Annotated in this window: 10 protein-coding genes and 2 pseudogenes; 4 read left to right on the top strand and 8 right to left on the bottom strand. The window is 67.1% G+C overall.

The genetic code is table 11. The features are described from left to right. The 6 genes from ON44_RS43590 to ON44_RS43565 form a co-directional block, all read right to left on the bottom strand. The coding region (locus ON44_RS43590; RefSeq protein ID WP_051183342.1) for a type I polyketide synthase at window positions 1–3403 on the bottom strand (3403 nt) is incomplete at its 3' end. Beyond that, complete coding sequence (locus ON44_RS43585) at window positions 3400–3651, bottom strand: acyl carrier protein (RefSeq protein WP_040701091.1); 252 nt, start codon at window positions 3649–3651, stop codon at window positions 3400–3402. The genes ON44_RS43585 and ON44_RS43590, both read right to left, overlap by 4 nt. Next, window positions 3639–6551, bottom strand: a complete 2913-nt coding sequence (locus tag ON44_RS43580) for a condensation domain-containing protein (protein ID WP_040701089.1) — start codon at window positions 6549–6551, stop codon at window positions 3639–3641. Before ON44_RS43580 ends, ON44_RS43585 begins: the two co-directional genes overlap by 13 nt. Next, entirely contained in the window at window positions 6548–7519 is a 972-nt protein-coding gene (locus ON44_RS43575) for a TauD/TfdA family dioxygenase (protein ID WP_040701087.1), read from the bottom strand. The genes ON44_RS43580 and ON44_RS43575 overlap by 4 nt, the downstream gene beginning before the upstream one ends. A 9-nt stretch (window positions 7520–7528) precedes the next feature. Beyond that, window positions 7529–9259 (bottom strand): non-ribosomal peptide synthetase, encoded by a 1731-nt coding sequence (locus ON44_RS43570; RefSeq protein ID WP_040701085.1) that lies wholly within the window; start codon window positions 9257–9259, stop codon window positions 7529–7531. Window position 9260: 1 nt separating this feature from the next. Then, window positions 9261–10100, bottom strand: coding sequence for a hypothetical protein (locus tag ON44_RS43565; RefSeq protein ID WP_157187624.1), 840 nt, complete (start codon window positions 10098–10100; stop codon window positions 9261–9263). A 596-nt stretch (window positions 10101–10696) separates the two neighbouring features. Here ON44_RS43565 and ON44_RS43560 point away from each other — a divergent pair. Beyond that, entirely contained in the window at window positions 10697–11761 is a 1065-nt protein-coding gene (locus ON44_RS43560; protein ID WP_040701083.1) for an endonuclease/exonuclease/phosphatase family protein, read from the top strand. A 174-nt stretch (window positions 11762–11935) separates the two neighbouring features. On the opposite strand, the gene ON44_RS43555 is transcribed toward ON44_RS43560, so the two are convergent. Together ON44_RS43555 and ON44_RS54345 are read right to left on the bottom strand one after the other, a co-directional pair. Then, window positions 11936–12844, bottom strand: a complete 909-nt coding sequence (locus ON44_RS43555) for an aspartate/glutamate racemase family protein (RefSeq protein WP_245567554.1) — start codon at window positions 12842–12844, stop codon at window positions 11936–11938. A 1348-nt stretch (window positions 12845–14192) separates the two neighbouring features. After that, window positions 14193–14288 (bottom strand): annotated as a pseudogene (locus ON44_RS54345) (transposase); the annotation flags it as partial. Between the two features lie 86 nt (window positions 14289–14374). On the opposite strand from ON44_RS54345, the pseudogene ON44_RS53285 reads away from it, so the two are divergent. The 3 genes and pseudogenes from ON44_RS53285 to ON44_RS49740 all read left to right on the top strand — a co-directional run. After that, window positions 14375–14551: pseudogene (locus tag ON44_RS53285) on the top strand (IS110 family transposase); the annotation flags it as partial. Window positions 14552–15175: 624 nt separating this feature from the next. After that, window positions 15176–16564 carry a hypothetical protein gene (locus ON44_RS43545; RefSeq protein WP_085998733.1) on the top strand — a complete coding sequence of 463 codons (1389 nt, stop codon included), beginning with the start codon at window positions 15176–15178 and terminating at the stop codon, window positions 16562–16564. A gap of 14 nt (window positions 16565–16578) precedes the next feature. Continuing rightward, window positions 16579–18180, top strand: coding sequence for a hypothetical protein (locus ON44_RS49740; RefSeq protein ID WP_040701079.1), 1602 nt, complete (start codon window positions 16579–16581; stop codon window positions 18178–18180). The last annotated feature ends 3 nt before the right edge of the window (window positions 18181–18183 follow it).

Below are 18183 nucleotides of genomic sequence, written 5' to 3'. Positions count from 1 at the left end.
ACAGCTTGCGTACCTTCTCGACGCGGTCCAGCATGATCTGCTGCTTACGCTCGTAGGAGGCCTGGCTGAAGACGAAGTCCAGCGGGACGAATCCCGGCGCAAATCCGAGTCCGACCCGGCCACCCGAGAGGTTGTCCACGATCGACCACTCCTCGGCGACTCGTGCCGGATGATGCAGCGGCGCAACAACACTGCCCGCACGCAGGTGAATCCTGTTGGTACGGGTCGCGATTCCCGCCGCCAGCACCGAGGGGTTCGGAAACAGGTCGCCGAATTGGTGGAAGTGGCGTTCCGGCGTCCAGATCGCGGTGTAGCCGAGTTCATCGGCGCGCTGCGCGGAGTCGAGAATCAGCCCGTAGCGGTCACCCTCGACGGAGTCGGCTGAGAAGAAGAACACGCTGAACTCCGGGCCCGACCGCGGTCCGGGTGCAGCGGAGGCACTGTCGCGCACGGATACCGTCGGTGTCGCCGGACAGGTCTGGGCCACCTGATCGGTGGAAGGTGCCGTCACGGCTGGTCGGGATGTGGGGACGGCGGTTTCACGGTCGGTCAGCAGGGCTGTCAGCTGCTCGATAGTGGGGTTGTCGACGAATTCGCGCAACGACAGCTCCCGGCCCAGCTCGGCGCGCAACGCCAACACCGCCTGGACTGCCACCAACGAATCTCCGCCCGCGTCGAAGAAGTTCGCGGTGTCCTCGAGCGGACGTCCGATCGTATCCGTGTAGGTGGAGCGAACTGCCACGAGCAGCTCCCCGGTGTCCGAGCGGGACCGTTGCGGGCCGGTCACTGGTTGCGCGGCCGGTGCGGCGCTGGATTCCTCGGGAACGTCGGAGGGCCAATGGCGGGTGCGTTGGAACGGATAGGCAGGCAGGTCGACCGCGGTCCACGGCCGTTCGTGCTCCCAGAGCACCGACCAGTCGACGGGAGCACCCGCAGTCCACGCCGCTGCCAACGCCCTTGACAGGCACTCGGATTCGGACTCCTTGTCGCTGGGCGCGGGCAGGGACGCGAGGACCTGAAGGCCTTCCGGCCGCGCCGGATCGCGCTGTGCCAGCCTGCTCAGTGCACGACCGGGCCCCAATTCCACCACCACATTCGGACCCGAGGCGAATACCGTGGCCAAACCTTCGGCGAACCGCACGGTGCGCCGCGTTTGTTCGACCCAGTAGTCCGGACTCGTCGCCTGCTCGTCGGTGATCCAGGTGCCGGTGACATTCGACGCGAAGGGAATGTTCGGCGGCTGCAAGGGGATTCGGGCCACCTGCGCACGCAGGCCATCGAGGCAGGTGTCGGTCATCCGACTGTGGAAGGCCCGCGACACCGCCAGGCGTCGGAAGGGTATGCCCGCACCGGCCAGGTCCTCGGCGATCGCGTCGACGACCTGGACGGACCCGGAAAGCACACATGATTTCGCGGCGTTGACGGCCGCCAGATCCGCCCCCGCGGCAACGAACCGAGCGGCGTCTTCCTCGCTGATGGCGGCGGCGAGCATGGCCCCCGGCGCGAGTTTCTGCATCAACTCCGCACGGGCCACCACCAGCTGCGCCGCGTCGTCGGCGGTCATCACGCCCGCGATCACCGCCGCTACGTATTCGCCGAGGCTGTGGCCGATCATGCTCGCCGGACGCACACCGAGATGCAGCCAGGTGCGGGCGAGCGCGTATTCGACCGCGAAGAGTGCGGGTTGCGCGACCAGCGTATCGTCCACGCGATCCGCTTCGGAGAGCAATGTTTTCAGTGAGCGATCGGAAGCGGCGTCCAACAGGTCCAGGCAGTCCTGGTGCGCGGTACGGAAAACCTCGAAGTCGGGCCACAGCCGGGCACCGACATCGGGATACTGTCCGCCGTGTCCGGGAAAAAGGAACGCTACTTTTGCCTTCGACGTCGCACGCGTGCCGACCGCCGCTGTATCGGTAAGCGCCGTAACCAGTTCGGAGCGATTGTGCGCGATCACGAAACGACGGTGCGGCAGTGCACTGCTGCCGATCTGGATGGTGCGAGCGATATCGGCCGGATCGGCGTCGTGGTCGGCCTCTAGGCGTGCGCGCAGGTCCCGGGTCCGGGCTGCCAGGGCGGCAGCGGAGTGCGCCGAGAACGTCATCACATGACACGAACGTTCGGCACGCGTGCGTGCGGCTCCGGCCCAACCCGCCAGCACCACATGGGCATTGGTGCCGCCGATTCCGAGACTGCTTACGCCGCAGCGGCGGTCCGCGCGGGATTGCGGCCACTCCACCGCCGACGCGTTGACGGCGAACGGGGACCGATCCCACTCGAAGTTCGGGTTCGGCTCCCGGAAATGCACTGTGCCCGGGATGATTCCGTGCTCCAGCGCGAGCACCGCCTTGATGAGGCCGGTCACGCCAGCGGTGGCGTCCAGATGTCCGATGTTCGACTTGACCGAACCGAGCAGACAGTCGCCGGGTGCCGCCGCACCGTCGCGGTGCCGCCCGAACGCCTCGGCCAGCGCCGATACCTCCAGCGGATCGCCGATCGGCGTGCCGGTGCCGTGGGCTTCCACGTATCCGATGTCGGTACTCGCGACACTCGCGCGCTCGAGCGCGCGGGATACGGTCCGAACTTGGCCTTCCCAACCGGGCGCGGCGTAGCCGACCTTGCGGCGCCCGTCGTTCTCGACCGCGGAACCGAGGATCACCGCACGAATCGGATTGCCGTCGCGGACGGCGTCGGCGACGCGGCGCAGCACCACCGCGGCCACCCCGTTGCCGCCGACCGCGCCGGTGGCGGCGGCGTCGAACGGGCGGCAGTGTCCATCGGCGGAGATGATGGCACCGTCCACATGCTCTTGCAGGGTCACTTGCGGAAGGAATACGGTGGCGCCGCCAACCACCGCGACCCCGCAGTCGCCCGCGGCCAGCGCGCGGGTCGCGAGGTGCACCGCGACCAGCGATGACGAGCATGCCGTCTGTACGCCGATGCTGGGGCCCTGTAGGTCGAGCTTGTAGGAGGTGCGGGTCGCGAGGTAGTCCTTGTCGGTGGCCAGCAGGATGCGGTGCTGCTCGGTGGGATTCGCGTGCTGGAATCGGGTGAGCAGGGTCCGGAGCAGGTACGTGCTCGGGCTGGCGGAGGCGAAGACTCCGGTCTGCGCGCCATAGCGGTCCGGAGGGCAGCCGGCGTGCTCCAAGGCATGCCACGCGCATTCGAGGAACAGCCGGTGCTGTGGATCGAGGAGTTCGGCCTCGGCCGGTGCGACCTTGAAGAACTCGGCGTCGAACAGGTCGATATCGGCCAGTACACCGTAGGCGTCTCCCGGTGTGCCGGTTGCCGGGCGGACCAGAGACTCCTTGCCCGCCACCAGGTTTCGCCACAACTCGGCCACGTCGGCGGCGCCCGGAAAACGGCCCGCCATACCCACCACCGCGATTGCGTCGTCCGCCGTCATCGTGTCCTCCCGTAGAGGTAGTCGGCCAGCTCCGCCACCGTGGGATGACGGAAGAAACTCATCAGCTCGGTGGTGATGCCCAACTCGGTGTCGAGGCGGTCCTTCACCATGAGCAGTTGGAAGGACGTCCCGCCCAGGTCGAAGAAGTTGTCATCGGGGTCGACCGCGTCGAGATCGAGGATCGTGCACCACATTCGGGTGAGATATGCGGTAATTCCGGCGCAGGTGTTATCGGTCAGCGGTTCCACTGGGCGAGCTCCTCGAGCAGTTGGTCGATGAACGAGGCGACGGTCACGGAGTCGAATAGGTCGGTGCTGAACTCCACCACGCCGTTCAAAGCCGGTGTGGTGTCGTGGATCTCCACCGTGAGATCGGTGCGGGCGGCGTCCTGCAGCACCGGACGCGATTCGACCTGCGTTGCGCCGAGACGCAATTCGGCGCAAGGGTCGGTTGCGAAGGTCAGGACGGCCTGGAAGAGCGGAGTGCGGCCGAGGTCGCGGCGCGGGCGTACGGCGTCGACAATGTGCTCCAGGGGAAGATCCTGATTCGCATAGGCGCGCAACAGGTTGCGCCGGACCCGGTTGAACAGCTGCGGCCGGTCGGGTGCGCCCGAACAGTCCGCCTTGACCGGAATGGTGTTGACGAAGAATCCGACGACATTGTCTACCGCGGCGGGGCCACGTCCCGACACCGCGGTGCCGACGACGAATCGATCCTGTCCGCTGAGTTCGGCGAGCACTGCCTGGAACGCGGCCATCAGCACCATGTGCACGGTGCCGCCGCACCGTCGGGCAGCCGCGCGTATCCCGGCGGTGGTGGCCGCGGGTACCAGGAAATGCAGGGATTGTCCCTGTGCGGTCCGTATGGCCGGTCGCGGTCGGTCGGTCGGCAGGTCCAGGGGCAGCGGCCAGTCGACGAGTTCGGTCCGCCAGAACGACGCCTGGGCATCCCACTGTCCCGCCTCGACCATGGCGCGCTGCCATTCCGCGTAATCGCCGTAGCGGATCGGGATGTCCGGCAGTACGGGCATGGTCCCCGCCTGGAAAGCGTCGTAGCAGAGCGACAATTCGCGGAACAGGAGGTCGACGGACCAGCCGTCGGTGATGGCATGATGCATTGCTATGACCAGCAGATGATCGGCGGCGTCGAATCTCGCGACGGCGATGCGGAGCAACGGGAGCGTTGTCAGGTCGAATGGGGTGTCGGTGACTCGGCCGACGAAATCCGCTGCGGCAGCCTCGGCCACATCTTCGACCTCGAGCGATACCCGGAAGTCGGCTTCCACGATCTGCTCGGGGATGCTCCCGGTGTCGGCAAAGCGCGTCCGGAGGACATCGTGCCTCGCCACGATCACCTCGACTGCCCGTCGCAGCGCCGCGAGATCCAATGCGCCCCGCACTCTGGCGGCCACCGGCACGGTGTAGACGGTGCTGTCGGGCTCCAGCCGCTGCATGAACCAGAGGCGGTGCTGACCATATGACACACGTGCGAGAATGCGCTCGGATGGGCCCAACGGCACTGAAGTCGGTTCGGCCGCAGCGGGATTGGTGGCCAGCAGCGCGGCGAGTCCGGCGACGGTTGGCGTGCGGAGGAAATCGGCCAGCCCGATACTGCGTCCGGTCCCGGTTTCGACCCGGCTCAGCAGCCGAATGGCCTGCAGCGAGTCGCCGCCGCAGGCGAACAGGTCGTCGTGCACACCAACGTAGTCCAGGCCCAGCAACTGCGCCCAGATGTCGGCGACAAACCGCTGCAGGTCGGTTCGCGGACCGTCGGCGGTCGCCGCGTCGGAGGGAGCGGCCTCTCGGGGTTGGATCGTCGGCGTTGGACGGGCGTGCGTGCAGAGCGCACGATTCACCCCGGCCGCGATATCAGCCAGCAGTCCCAGCAGTTCCGCCACCCATTCGGAAGCACGTTCGTGGTCGATGAGGCGGGCGGGTCGAATCAGATAGCCCTGCAAGTGTTTTCCATCGTCGTAGACGATGAGGTCGAGGTCGGAATGGCAGCCGCCGGAGGGGGCGACAGAGACGTACTCCGGCTCGACATCGGGCAGGCGCAGTTCGGCAAGCGGGTGCGGGCCGTAGGTGAGAATGGCCTGGAACAGCGGAGTGCGCGCCGGGTCCCGTGGCGGGCGCACGGCATCCACGATGTGCTCCAGCGGCAGGTCCTGATGGGCGTAGGCACGCAGCAGCTGTTCCCGAACCCGGCCGAACAGCTCCGGGAATGTTGGGCTGCCCGAACAATCCGCCTTGACGGGAACGGTATTGACGAAGAATCCGATCAGGTTCTCCACGGCCGCGGGGCTGCGGCCGGACACCGCCGTGCCGACGACGAACCGGTCCTGACCGGCGACGTCGGCGAGCAGCGCCTGGAACGCGGCCATCAGTGCCATATGCATGGTGCCGCCGAGTCGACGCGCCGCCTCCCGAATGCCCGCGACGGTCGGCGCGGGCACCATGAACGCAATCGCTTCGCCTGCCGATGATCGCACCGATGGCCGTTGGCGGTCGGTCGGCAAATCCAGCAGGAGCGGCACGTCCGCGAGTTCGGCGCGCCAGAAGTCGGCCTGATCCGCCCACCGGCCGGCTGCGACAGCGTCCTGCTGCCACTCGGCGTAATCGCCGTACTGCACGGCCAATTCCGGCAGATCCGTGATCGCGCCCGCGCGGATCGCGGCGTAGTTGTCGGAAAGCTCGCGCAGCAGCACGCCGAACGACCAGCCGTCGGTGACCGCATGATGCATGGTGATCGCCAGCAGGTGATCTTCGTCGGCAAAGCGTGCGAGGGCGATCCGCAGCAGTGGCGCGACCGTCGGATCGAAGGGGGTGGTCGCGACCCGGTCCAGGAAGTCCGGGGCGTCCGACTCGGGGATCTCTTCGACTTCGACACGCACCCGGCAGGTGTCGAGGACCACCTGTTCCGGTGCCCCGCCGCGATCAGCGAGACAGGTACGCAGCGTATCGTGCCGCTGCACCACCACATCGACTGCTCGCTGCCATATCGCGGGGTCGAAGGGTCCGCGCAGGCGGATTGCCAAGGGCACGTTGGCAATCGGGCTCGTGGGCTCCAGGCGCTCTGCGTACCACAGCCGACGCTGGCCGAAAGACGCCGCGTAGACGGCCACACCCTGTTCGGTGATGTCGCCGCTCATGTCATGGCCACCAGCACGCGGCGTGCGCCGCGATACGGCATGCGGCCGTGCGCGGCCACCATATTGTCGACCACCATCAGATCGCCGCGCTGCCACGGGATCGTGAGGGCACACTCCCGGTAGACCTCGTCGATGCGCCCGAGATCATCCGCGGCCAGCGGACTGCCGTCGCCGTGATAGGCGTTGCGGGGGAGATCGCCGTCGGGGTAGCTCAGCAGCAGTGCCTCGCGGATCTCCTCGTCCAGCGCCGACAGGTGGAACAAGTGGGCTTGGTTGAACCACACCGTGCTGCCGGAAGAGGCCTCGGTACGCCAACTCGGCCGGTGGAACCGGGTTCGCAGGACCGGGCCGTCCCACTCGCATCGCTGGCCGTGCCGGGCGCAATACTCCTCGACTTCGGATCGCGAATCGGTCTGGAACGCCTCCTGCCAACCCAACCCCAAATCGTCACGGTAGGTCCTGGTGTAGACGATGCCGTCGGCGAACCGTGTGCGGATGTCGGCGTCGATCCGGTCGAACACCGCGCGACTGTCGGCGACCGGCGTCGCTCCGCCGTGTTGGGCGGGTGCTTCGCAGAAGAAGAACAGCACCGTGGGCCAGGTGTCGGCGTAAGAGTTTTCGTTGTGCAGTGGAATCCGTTGGTCTGCCGGGTATTCCGTGGAGGTGTAGATGTTGCCGTCGACGTGCGACCGGGGCGTGGACCGGTCGCGGTAGGGCAGCGGATCGCCACCGATGGCGGCGACGATTCGCCCGAAGAGGTCGAGTTCCGCGGTTACGTTGCGCAGTAGGACCACCCCGAATCGGGCCAGCACGGCCCGGATTTCCGCGCGGTGCTGCCGCGCCCATACGGGGATGTCGAGGAGGTCGTCCGGGAGCGGATAGACCGCGGCGGAGGTGATCCCGTTGGTTTCGAGCAGGCCTGCGACGGGACCGAGGCGGGCGAGTCCGGCGGGCAGCGTTGGTGCCATGTCGTCTCCTCAGTGCCGGGCCGGGCGGACGGGGGGACCGAGCAACCTGCGCACCGTGCGGTGGCTCAGCACATCGGTGAGGGTGAAATCCACGCCGCTGCGGCGGGCCCAGGTCACCAGGCGCGCGGCGGCAAGACTGGTTCCGCCGAGGGCGAAGAAGTCGTCATCGACGCCGACCTCTTCGAGTTCGAGCAGTTCGGCCATCAGCTCACACACGAGCTGTTCTGTCGGTGTCTGCGGTGTCGCGGACGAATCCCCCCGCCTCCCAGCGCTTTCAGCGGGTTCCGGCAGTGCGGCGTAGTCGAGCTTGCCATTCGGGGTCAGGGGGAACGCCTCGAGCAGCACGATGGTCGTCGGCACAAGGTGTCCCGGAAGCCGGTCGGCCAGGTGCTGCCGCAGAGCGGCTGCGGTCGGGGTGGCGCCGGGTGCCGGTGTCGCGTACACGACGAGCCCTGTGCCCGCGGATCCGTCATCGCGAGCGACCACCGCGGCTTGATCCACGTCGGCGGACCGGGTGAGCGTGTCGGCGATTTCGCCCGGCTCGACCCGGAATCCGTTGATGGACAGCTGGTCGTCGACCCGGCCCGCGAACTCGAGCAGGTCATCGTCTCGGCGGCGCACGCGGTCGCCGCTGCGGTACATCCGAGTGCCGGGCGGCCCGAGCGGGTCGGCTACGAAGGCGGCGGCCGTGAGCCCGGGGCTACGCAGGTAGCCGCGCGCGAGTTGTGACCCGGCGATGTACAACTCACCCTCGTCGACGGGACCGAGTCGGGAGTCGAGCAGGTACAGCCGGGTCCCCGGGGTGGCCAGGCCGATGGGGACGGGCCCGGGTGCGAGTGCATCGCCCGGCCCCACCCGGTGGATACAACAGCCCACCGTGGCCTCGGTGGGTCCGTACTCGTTGACGACGGTGGCCGCCGGGTTCTCGCGTCGCCAGTCGGTGAGCATCGCACCGGTGAGCGCTTCGCCGCCCACTATGAGATCCGAGGTGGGCGCGCAGTGCGCGAATGTGGAGCGCAGCAGCGGCAGATGCGCGGGAGTCACCTTGAGAAAGGTTGGTGTGTCGCGGTCGTCGCGGTCGTCGAGGGACGCGAGATCGAGCGTTCCACCCGCGACCAGCGGGCCGAACAGACTTGTCACCGCCATGTCGAACGCTGGCGAGGAGTGCACGCGCACCGAGCCGGCCAGGCCCGGGTACCACGTCACCGCCCAACGGAGATACGTTGCGAGGGCGCCGTGTTCGATAACCACGCCCTTGGGGCGGCCGGTGGAACCGGACGTGTGGATGACGTAGGCGGCATCGTGTGCCGCCGGGCCGAGTAGCGGATCGTCGGGGGAATCGTCGTCGCCGGTCTCCACGCCCATCGGGACGATGGAAGCGAGTCCGGACATCCACTGTGGGCCGTGCTGGTCGACCAGCACGAGCTGCGGTTCGGCTCCCCGCAGCAGCGCCTCGGTACGCCGCGGCGGATCGGTCACGGCCAGCGGCAGATAACCCGCCCCGCTCTTGACGATCGCGAGCAACGCAATGACGAGATCGACGGAGTTGTCGAGGTACAACGCGACGAGATGGCCGCGGCGCACGCCGTGGCGGTGCAACGCTCGGGCCTGACGTGTGGACGCGTCGTCGAGCTGGCGGTAGCTCAGTCGCCTGTGCGGGTGCACGACAGCCGTGGCATGGCCGCTCCGGTGCACCTGTTCGCGGAACAGTTCTGCGACAGTGGATGTGCCGGTCGCCATGTCATCTCCTACCTTCCGGCTGCATCGCGTTCAGGACCAGGCGTGCGACCTGGGGTGTCCGCAACAGGTCGCGGCGGCCGATCGCGGTGGGGATGCGGTGCGCGGTGAAACCCGGTTCCCCGTCGTCTTCCGCAGAGATCACGGCGGTCGCCGATGACCACCGAGGGTGCGGCGCCATGGTCGACGCCGCCCTCAAATACGCTGTGTAGGAGGCGAATACATCGATCAGCTCGGCACCGACGTCCGGTGCGACACCGACTCGTTCGAAGGCGTCGCGCGCGGCATCGCGGTAGAGCGCCAGGAGGCGATCCAGGATGCCGGGAACATCCCGCGGCCACTCCTGAAGCAGGGCGCTCGCCTCGCCGATGAGGTCGTCGCGTTCGGCGGCCGACAGCGGGGATAGCGCAGTCAGGGTGGTGCGAATGTCGCGGAATACCGAATCCCTGGTGGGCCGACCGGGATTGAAAACAATGGTGGCGGGTCGACGGCCTTGCTGTCGCGCCACCTCATCGGCGAGGGCGGAGGCGAACACGCTGCCCGCGCAATATCCGAGTATCGCGTCGATCTCCGCTCCGGAGGCGGCAAGCCGTTCCCACCACCACGCGGTGTAGGCCTCGCCCGACGCCGTGTCGGCGACGCTCGCGGGTGGCTGGGCGGTCAGCCAGACCGTCACCGGCTCGGGCAGCAGCGCCGCGAGGTCACGGAACCCTGCTTCACCGCGGCTGGTGAGGTCGAAATCGACTGCCACCACAAGGAATCCGCCGGCACTCGACCTGAGGTCGAGGAAACCCGGCGGGACGATGCCACCGGGGTGGGCGGCTGCCGACGAATCTGACCCCACGTAGACGCTCCATTGCAGCGAGGGCTGGGTTCTGCAAGTAAACCCGATGCCGGGGCCGCCATTGCCCTTCGCGTATTCCCGATGATGGGGATGCTGCGAAAATCGCTGGCACGCAGTGGATTCAGCTGACCCGATATGGGTGGTACTTGAATGCGTATGCGCCCCTGGTGATTCCCTGTGACCTGGACGCGGTCACGATGGTCAGCCTCCGGATGTAGCGAGCTGAACCCGGAATCGCCGATCGGAGTGCGAGATTCGCGCGATCGGTTCGAGCAGCTCGGTCGAAACCGCGGGGACTTCCGAGCCGACAATCGTTGCCACACAAGCCAGTTGCGGTCTCGGCGTGGTCCGGTTAGATGGGGCGGGAACTACCCGCGTATCCGATCTTGTTCGCCAAGTTCCACGGTGCTGTATCAGACGGCACGGCCATGCGTTCGCGGCCGTCCGGCGATGCCGCTTCACGGGTTCCAGTGAGCCGCCGAACAGCACGACCATCCCTGCGGCGCGACCGCCGGTAGGCCCTCGCCTGAGCCTGGATGTGCCGCAGCGGCACTGCTCGCAGTCGTCGGCATTTCGATGGAGGCCATGATGGGTTGATGACGCGAAGCGATGATGAGATGGGGTCGGCAGGGTCAGGGGCAGGCGGAGCGCTCGCGGCCGGTGCGGTGATGTCCGTTGCCGCTGCTGCACCCGCGGCGCGACAGATCCGGGTGCTCGCATTGAACACATGGCACAGCGGCAGCAAAGTCTCCAATGGTATTCAGCTGATCACCGAGCTCATCATCTCGACACAGGCCTCGATCGTGCTGCTCTCGGAGGCGACCGAAGCGACCACGGCCGTCGCGGCCGAACTGGTGCGGCGGGGGCGCGAGTTCAACGCCGTCGCCTCGCGCGACACGGGGATTCTGTCGGTGTTCCCGGTTCAGGACAGCGCCGATCTGCAATGGATGGTCAAGGCCCGGTTGAACATCGACGGAAAGCGCCTCACCGTCTACTCCGCGCATCTGGAGTATCGCTGGTATGCCTCCAACCTGCCCCGAGGGTACGGACCCGGGGCCCCTGCGCCGGGCGAGTTCGCCGAGCACGAGTGGAACAAGCTGCCGGACGGCCCAGTGACCGACCCTGCCGTGATCCAGCGCGTCAACGCGGCCTCGGGCCGCCCCGAGGTCATCAGCAACTTTCTCGCCGACGCGAAAGCCGAGATCGCCGACGGGTCTTCGGTCATCATGGGTGGCGACCTGAACGAGCCGTCCCTGCTGGATTGGACGCCCGCCACAGCGAACTTGTTCGACCATAACGGTGTGGTGTTGGCGTGGGAGACCACCCGACGCCTGCAAGAAGCCGGTTTCACCGATGCGTACCGATCGATGTATCCGGACCCGGCCACCCATCCCGGACTCACCTGGCCCTCGGACAACGTCGATGTGGATGTCTCCGAGCTCGCCTGGGCTCCTGGGGCCGACGAACGCGACCGCGTCGACTACATCTTCGCTCATGGTGCCGCGCTACGCCTGTCTGCCGTCGGCATCATCGGCCCGCGCGGGTCCATCGTGCGCGGTACCCGAGCGCAAGAACCAACCCAGGACAATTTCCTCGCTACGCCAGCGCAGTGGGGCAGCGACCACAAAGGCATCTTCGCGACATACCAACTCACCGACTGACAGGGAGGTTGGAGTGTGCGCCTCCGCCCGGAGCTGCCCCACCGACTGACGGTCTGGCCGGGTAGGCCGGGCGCATCGCTGCGTCCGGCCCCCGCAGAATCCAGCGATGGCCGTGGCATGGAACGACCTGCCGCGGATGTCATGGCGTGCCGAAATCGTTGGCGGACAACGACCTCAGTCGATGGCGCCGCCATACCAGATCGGAAGCGGGCGCGCCCCGATGGCGACCTGGTGGGCGGCCGCAGCAAGCAGGCGAGTGGAATCCAGTGTGGGCAAAGGGGATACGTCCGGCGTCACCAACAGCGGGATCTCGGTACAAACCAGGGCGACGGCGTCACAGCCCAGACTGTGCAGGCGGTTGATGATATCGAGGTAGCGCTGCCGGGATGTGGCTGTGAACACTCCTTCGCACAGTTCGGTGAAGATGATGTCGTCGATCAGGCGGCGCTCGTCGGAGTCCGGGATCTCGACGTCGATTCCCTTGGCCGCCAGGACGCGCGGGTAGATCGGGCCGGTCATCGTGTACTTTGTGCCGAGCACGCCGACCCGCCGATAACCTTCCGCGGCCGCCTTTTCCGCGACGATTTCGGCGATGTGCAGACCCGGCAGAGCCAGGTCCTCGCCGCCGCACTCCAGCGCCATATGTGCGGTGTTGTCGGGGCAGATAAAGAATTCGGCGCCGGCGTTGGCGAGGCGATCGACGCTGGTGGCCAAGGTCTTTCGAATCGCGCCGTGATCACCGGCCTCCCACGCGGGCATGCTGCGGCCCATCGCGATGCAATCCAGGGTCACATCGGCGTGCTCGTGTCTTCCGAGATCGCGGGCACCCTCTTGCGACAGCGTCCGCAAGCAGAGCGACGCGCCTTCGATACTGTGCGCCAAGATACCAACGTGCCTCATCGCGCTGCTCCTTGTTTGCGCCGGTCCATGCCGTCCATCTTCGGCGAAGATCATCCACCCTGACTGCGTGATCTCGATGCCGTCGATGGAAGGCAGAAGGGGGCCGAGGGACACGGCCCGTATCGAAGGAATCATGTCCGGCCGTAACAGGGACTGGCAAACCATACTGGCCGCCCGCGGCACTCTTCCAGTCGAGCATGTCATCTCCTCGGTCGGGCCGTCGGATATCCAGCTCTTCTGCGGGTCGCGGTCGCTACTCGGCCGGGTGACCCGGTATGTGTTGGGGTTCTGGCGGGATCCCGTGATTCAGTTCAGGGCCATGGCGGGCCATACGGCGGGGGATGCGAGTCGTAAGGACGAGGACCCGGGCAACCATTGCCGATACACGGCTCATCAGAGCTGCCGTTTACGGCGACAGTCTTGCCGTAAACGCATGTCGGCCCACCAGTCGGGGTGTCCAGTCCGAAGAAGAGCCCCAAGATCGGCCCCGGCCCCATCTCGATCAGACGGCTATAGCGAACTACGTACTCGTGTCGGGTCCGCCCATAGGACGGCAGCACAATTATCTGTGTACGGTTTCGCGTCGACTCCCACGGAACTGTACCCACCAAGGGCGGAAAGAAATTCAAGTTGAGGAAAACGAAGTTGACGCCCGATGCTGGCGAGAGGACCCCCGGGGTGCTCGAATCGTCAGGGGTGGCGACCCACGACGGGTAGACCATCGCCGCGACATCCGGGCCGTTGGGCTGCGCGTTGACCTCGAAGCCGAATACCGATTTGTCACAGCCTGGCGGACTCTCGTCCCAGACCTCATTGATCGCCCGATTTGCGTTCGCGGTCGGCAAGCCCATATCCCCGTTGCGGGCAACGAACTCCTTCAACGCGACCAGGCCCGGATCGTCTGCTGATGTTCCGTGTATCTCTAAAAGGGAGATAACCTCACCGAGGCTACCCAGAGTCGGAGGCTGCGCATCGGCCGTAGACGGGGTTATTGTCAACGCCGCGACCATTGCTGCCGCAGCTGAGAACCTCTTCGCGTGACTTGTCAAGAGCATGGTGATCGCCTCATTTCCGAAGAACGAAAATTCAGCTCAGCAGATCTATTGAACGCCTCCGCCGCCACGCGAGACAAGGCAAGCGAAGCTTGCAATGACACCAGGTGAGAGGCCAGTCGTGCGGTGTCGGCGGCCGACACGCTCGCCGGACGCGTCATGACCGCCCGCGAATGGTAGGCGCTCGGCGAGCGAAATCCTCGGAGGAGGTTCATGGACGATTCCGGCGAAACGGACTTCTCAAAGGATTTCTAAACCGGGATCCCCCAACTGCGAAAAATGCTCTCCCTCAACAAAGTTCACTGATGCTATGGTTGTAGTGCAGTCCTACTGTCAAAGCTGAGCGAACCGCACTGTGCGCATCATCGAGCCTCAGAACCTTGCAAACGGGTCGGGGCTCGAACACATCTTTCACACCACGGTTGCGGATCTCGGCCAACACGGCGACAACACGATCTCATCCACCCCGGTCAACCGCCCTGGCGTTTCTCGACGATCTGTGGCCCGAAGGTCCCGTCCCGATCGCGGGGCACCTCGATCTGCACCTGACCGGTCGCCTCGGTCGACACCGTCTTGGAACGAGACACCGACTGGAACAAGCAGCACCGATCATCTGACGCTGCTGAAATGGACACGGGCACAGCCTGATCCGGAAAGGATGTGGGCGCTGGAAGACTGCCGGAACATGACCCGGCGCCTGGAAAGCGACCTGATCGCGGCCGGTGAGCGAGTGGTCCGTGTGCCACCGAAACTGATGGCTCATGCCCGAGATTCGGCGCGCACCTACGGCAAGTCCGACGCGATCGACGCCTTGGCCATTGCCCGCGCTGCATTACGGAACCCGATCTGCCGGTGGCCCGGCTTTCTGTCACCCGTGCGGTGCGGTCGGCCCGGGACGCCGCCCCCGGCGGAGAGCCAGGGTTGCGTTAAGGCCGCTATACGGCGAACTTAGGAATGCACCCTGCGGAAACTCCTTCTGAACTGCGTGCTTCGGTGGCGACGTTGGCAATCGCCAGCCCGTTCTGAGGTTCCCCTGGCTAGAACAAGGACGGAGCATCAATGCCGGTGCGCAAGTGCTGCATTCGGTTGTGCGGGCCTTGTCATTGGATGCGGCGCAGAAGGCGCATCTGTATCGGCTGGCTGATGTGCCGACCGCGCACGCGGGAACCGCTCTGCTGGAAGAGCTTCAGGTGACCCTGGGCCATTCGGCGCCGTTGCGGGTGTGGTGTCGAGTGCGCGTTATGACAGGGATCACTGACCGGTGGACTTGCCATGGCTGGTAAATGTCGGTTGCGCTGGGACGCGAAGTGCGAAATCTTCAGCCTGGGACATTGCAAATTCTGACGAGGAACCGATCCAGGCGATTTGGGGGAACTGCTCGTGAACTGCTCGCGGTCGAGGTCGCGCAGGGGCGCCTCCGGGGTTTCGGCGCTTTTGTCGTTCCCAGAACACGGAGAGTGCCGTGACGCAGGCCGGGGGTGAGGATCTCGCGGGGTTGGCCGATCGGATCGCGGATGGGCTGCGTGAGGTAGTCCCGCCCGGGTGGCAGCGGCTGGAGGCGTGGTTCGCGATGACTGTGGTCGCCGAATCGGCGCTGCTGGTGGTCGACGAAGGCACCCGGTCGATCCGGTGTCCGGTACCGGATGCGGTGTGGGCCGTGGTGCGCCGACATCGGCAGGTGTCGGCAGGGGCCGATGGCGGGCCGTGGTGGCGGTTGCTGGTGCGGATCGATGCGGACGGTGTCGAGGCTGCTGCCGACCACGGCGCGGTGCCCTTCCCCGGCGAGCAATTGTTCGCACCGGAGGCCTATCTCGCCGACTTGGAACGCTATCCGCGGGATCGGCTGCCGGTGTGGCTGGCGGCCTATCTCGGGCGTGGCGAGCGTCGGCCGCGGCCGCCGCGCGTCGCCGCCGACGCGATGCGTGCGAACCAGCGTGCGGGTCTGCGGGCGGTGGCCGTGGATGACGAATTGCCGGAGCTGGCCGTGTTGTGGGCCCGGTGGGCGGTGCTGGCGGCAGCGTTCGTGGCGGTCGGGTCGGGGCAGGGGCCGCGGATCGGTCCGTCGGTGGGCATCTTCGAAGGCGCCGGACGCAGCGGTTCGACGTTGACGCTACTGCCCGGTGACCGGGCCGTGCTGTCGGGTGGTGTGTGGGATGCGTCGGTTCTGGACGCTGCGTACAACGCGGGTGCCGCGATGCCGGAATTGTTTGCGGGAGCACCCGATTGGGTTGCGGACCCGGTGCTGAACCCGCGGGCGGCAACCGGTTTGCTGTCGTTTTGTTACTGGTGGGAGGCCGGGCAGTGGTATCGGGGCGAGTCGGCTCCGATACCGGAGTGTGCGCCGGCGTTGCCCGCGGTGTGGACGGTCGGCACCGTGGCGGGTGTCGTCGGCAACCTGCTGGACAACCAGTCGGGTGGAACGTCGGGCGCGGCCGAGTTGTTGGTGTCCGCGGCGCAGGCCGGCGCGGTGACTCGCGAGGCGATCGTGCAGGTCTTCGGTGCCGGCGCCGACATCGATGGTGCGATGTTCCAGTTCGGGCTCGCGGACCTGGTCGCGAACCACGCCGAGGGGATCGGCGCAGCGGATGCACTCGACCTCGTCCGTGACCACATCCGCCGTCGAGGTTACGACACCACCGGATACCCGCTGTCGACGTTGCGGGCCGATCGCATCAGCGTGGGCTGGATGGTCCGTTCGCCGGTGCCGGACGGCGAAATCGCTTTGGACCGTGCGGTTTTCTATGTCGCCGACGATGGTGTGGTGGAGCGCTCGACCACGTCGGTGCCGCTGTCGGTATTCACCACCGATTTCGAGCGACGGTTCCGGCTGCGCGGCAACGACCGAGCCTGACCGGAGGGGGCGACGTGAACGATGAAGTTCGGTTGGATCCGGACCACTTGCGAAATCGGGGAGAGCGGCTGGCCGAACTCGGGGATCGCGTGGGGCAAACCTATGCGGGACTGCGCGATTCCCTGGCGCACGCCGAAGGCAGTTGGGGCGACGACGATCTGGGTGTCGCATTCGCCAGGGAGTTCAAGCCGCATGCCGACCAGTTGCTGGCCAATCTTCGGGCGATGGAGGAGAGCCTGCACGGCACGGCCGCCGGAATGGTGGACGCCGCAAGCCAATTCGAAGTACAGGACCGGTTCGGCGCCAGCCGGGTCGGCACGACTGCCGCGGACCTGGACTCGATCGGCGAGCCTGCGCCGCCCTGGCCGGATGGCAGCGCGGGCATGTCCTCGCCCGCGGGCGCACAGCCGCCCGTGACGTCCGATCCAGCGGCGACCTTTCCGGCAGCGGGGGCCCCGGTGTATCCCACGGACCGGGCTGACCCCACCGAACGATCCATCCCCGGCGGGTCGCGGACACCGGACGCGTCCGCAGGACGCTCCACGCCGGAGAGCGGTCCGCAGCGGGATCCTTCGGATCGGGCAGCGGGCCGAGAGGCGGAGCGGGGAGTAGGCGCACCGGGCAGCGGTAACTCCGGCACGCCTGCCGCAGACTCTGGTCGCCGTCCTCCGGCCGCCGCGGTGTTCCCTCCCGCCGCCGCAGTGTCACCACCGGTTTCCGTGCCCCCGGCGGCCACCCGGGGTTCATCCAGTGCCGCAGCCGGGCGGCCGACATGGGCGAGCCCACCGGGCGGTGCGGGACAGCGAGATACGCCGTGGTCCGGGCAGCCGCCCAAAACGGCGGGACCACCGGCCGGTGCCGCGCCGAGACCCCCTGGTCCTCGGTTGGCCTCTTCGCCGCGGACGCAGAAGCCCGGCGACGAATTGCCGCGCGATCGGCGTCGCTCCGGCGCGCGCCCGGTTACCGATCCCGTGGTCGGCTGGCTGGCGCGGACGCTGGCCGAGAACCACGACGTGCGGGTGACCGGATTCGATACCCCCGGCTTGCAGGTGCCGGCTATACGAGAATTCGTGGCCGCTGTGGACCGGGTGCTCACCGACTATCCGGTGGTCGATCTCGATGTCGTCGCGGTGGCGGAGCTCGATGTCGAATCGGCGCCGGTGTGGTGGAGTCTCGAACCGCGCGATGCGCGGGGTACGGGTGCAGGTCGGTCGATCACTCTCGACCAGCGGACCGCGCAGGAGCCGACGCGAGCGACCGGTACGGCGGAGTCCGACACCGAGTCGGCTGAGCTGGAAATTTATCAGGCAACGCTCCGCGAATTCGGCCGAGCACTCGACTCCGCCGGTGGTGGTCTCGCACGCAGGCGGGCACAGCGCGTCCTGATCGCGGAGTACCTGAGTCTGGAGGCGGGAGGCAACAGCACACTCGCCGAGGTAGTGAGCGGTTACCAGCGCTGGCGTGCCGAGTTGACCGGGGATGGCGCGGACGCACGTGGGTTCGACGTGAGCCGGGCCCTCGGCGCCGCCTTCGCCGAGGTCGTGCTGCGCGGCGACGAGGCGAGTCTCCAGGCGCGAGCACTGCACGCGGTGCTGGTCGACGCGACGTCGCGGTAGGCG

The sequence above is a fragment of the Nocardia vinacea NBRC 16497 genome (assembly GCF_000308835.1).
Classification (GTDB): domain Bacteria; phylum Actinomycetota; class Actinomycetes; order Mycobacteriales; family Mycobacteriaceae; genus Nocardia; species Nocardia vinacea.
Note: the sequence above shows the minus strand (reverse complement) of the source record. Positions and strands in the feature narration are given on the sequence as shown.

Excerpts from the sequence above, each read along its gene's own strand:
- ON44_RS43580 (WP_040701089.1), bottom strand. The coding sequence starts at position 6,551 with ATGAGCGGCGACATCACCGAACAGGGTGTGGCCGTCTACGCGGCGTCT.
- ON44_RS43575 (WP_040701087.1), bottom strand. The coding sequence starts at position 7,519 with ATGGCACCAACGCTGCCCGCCGGACTCGCCCGCCTCGGTCCCGTCGCA.
- ON44_RS43570 (WP_040701085.1), bottom strand. The coding sequence starts at position 9,259 with ATGGCGACCGGCACATCCACTGTCGCAGAACTGTTCCGCGAACAGGTG.
- ON44_RS43560 (WP_040701083.1), top strand. The coding sequence starts at position 10,697 with ATGACGCGAAGCGATGATGAGATGGGGTCGGCAGGGTCAGGGGCAGGC.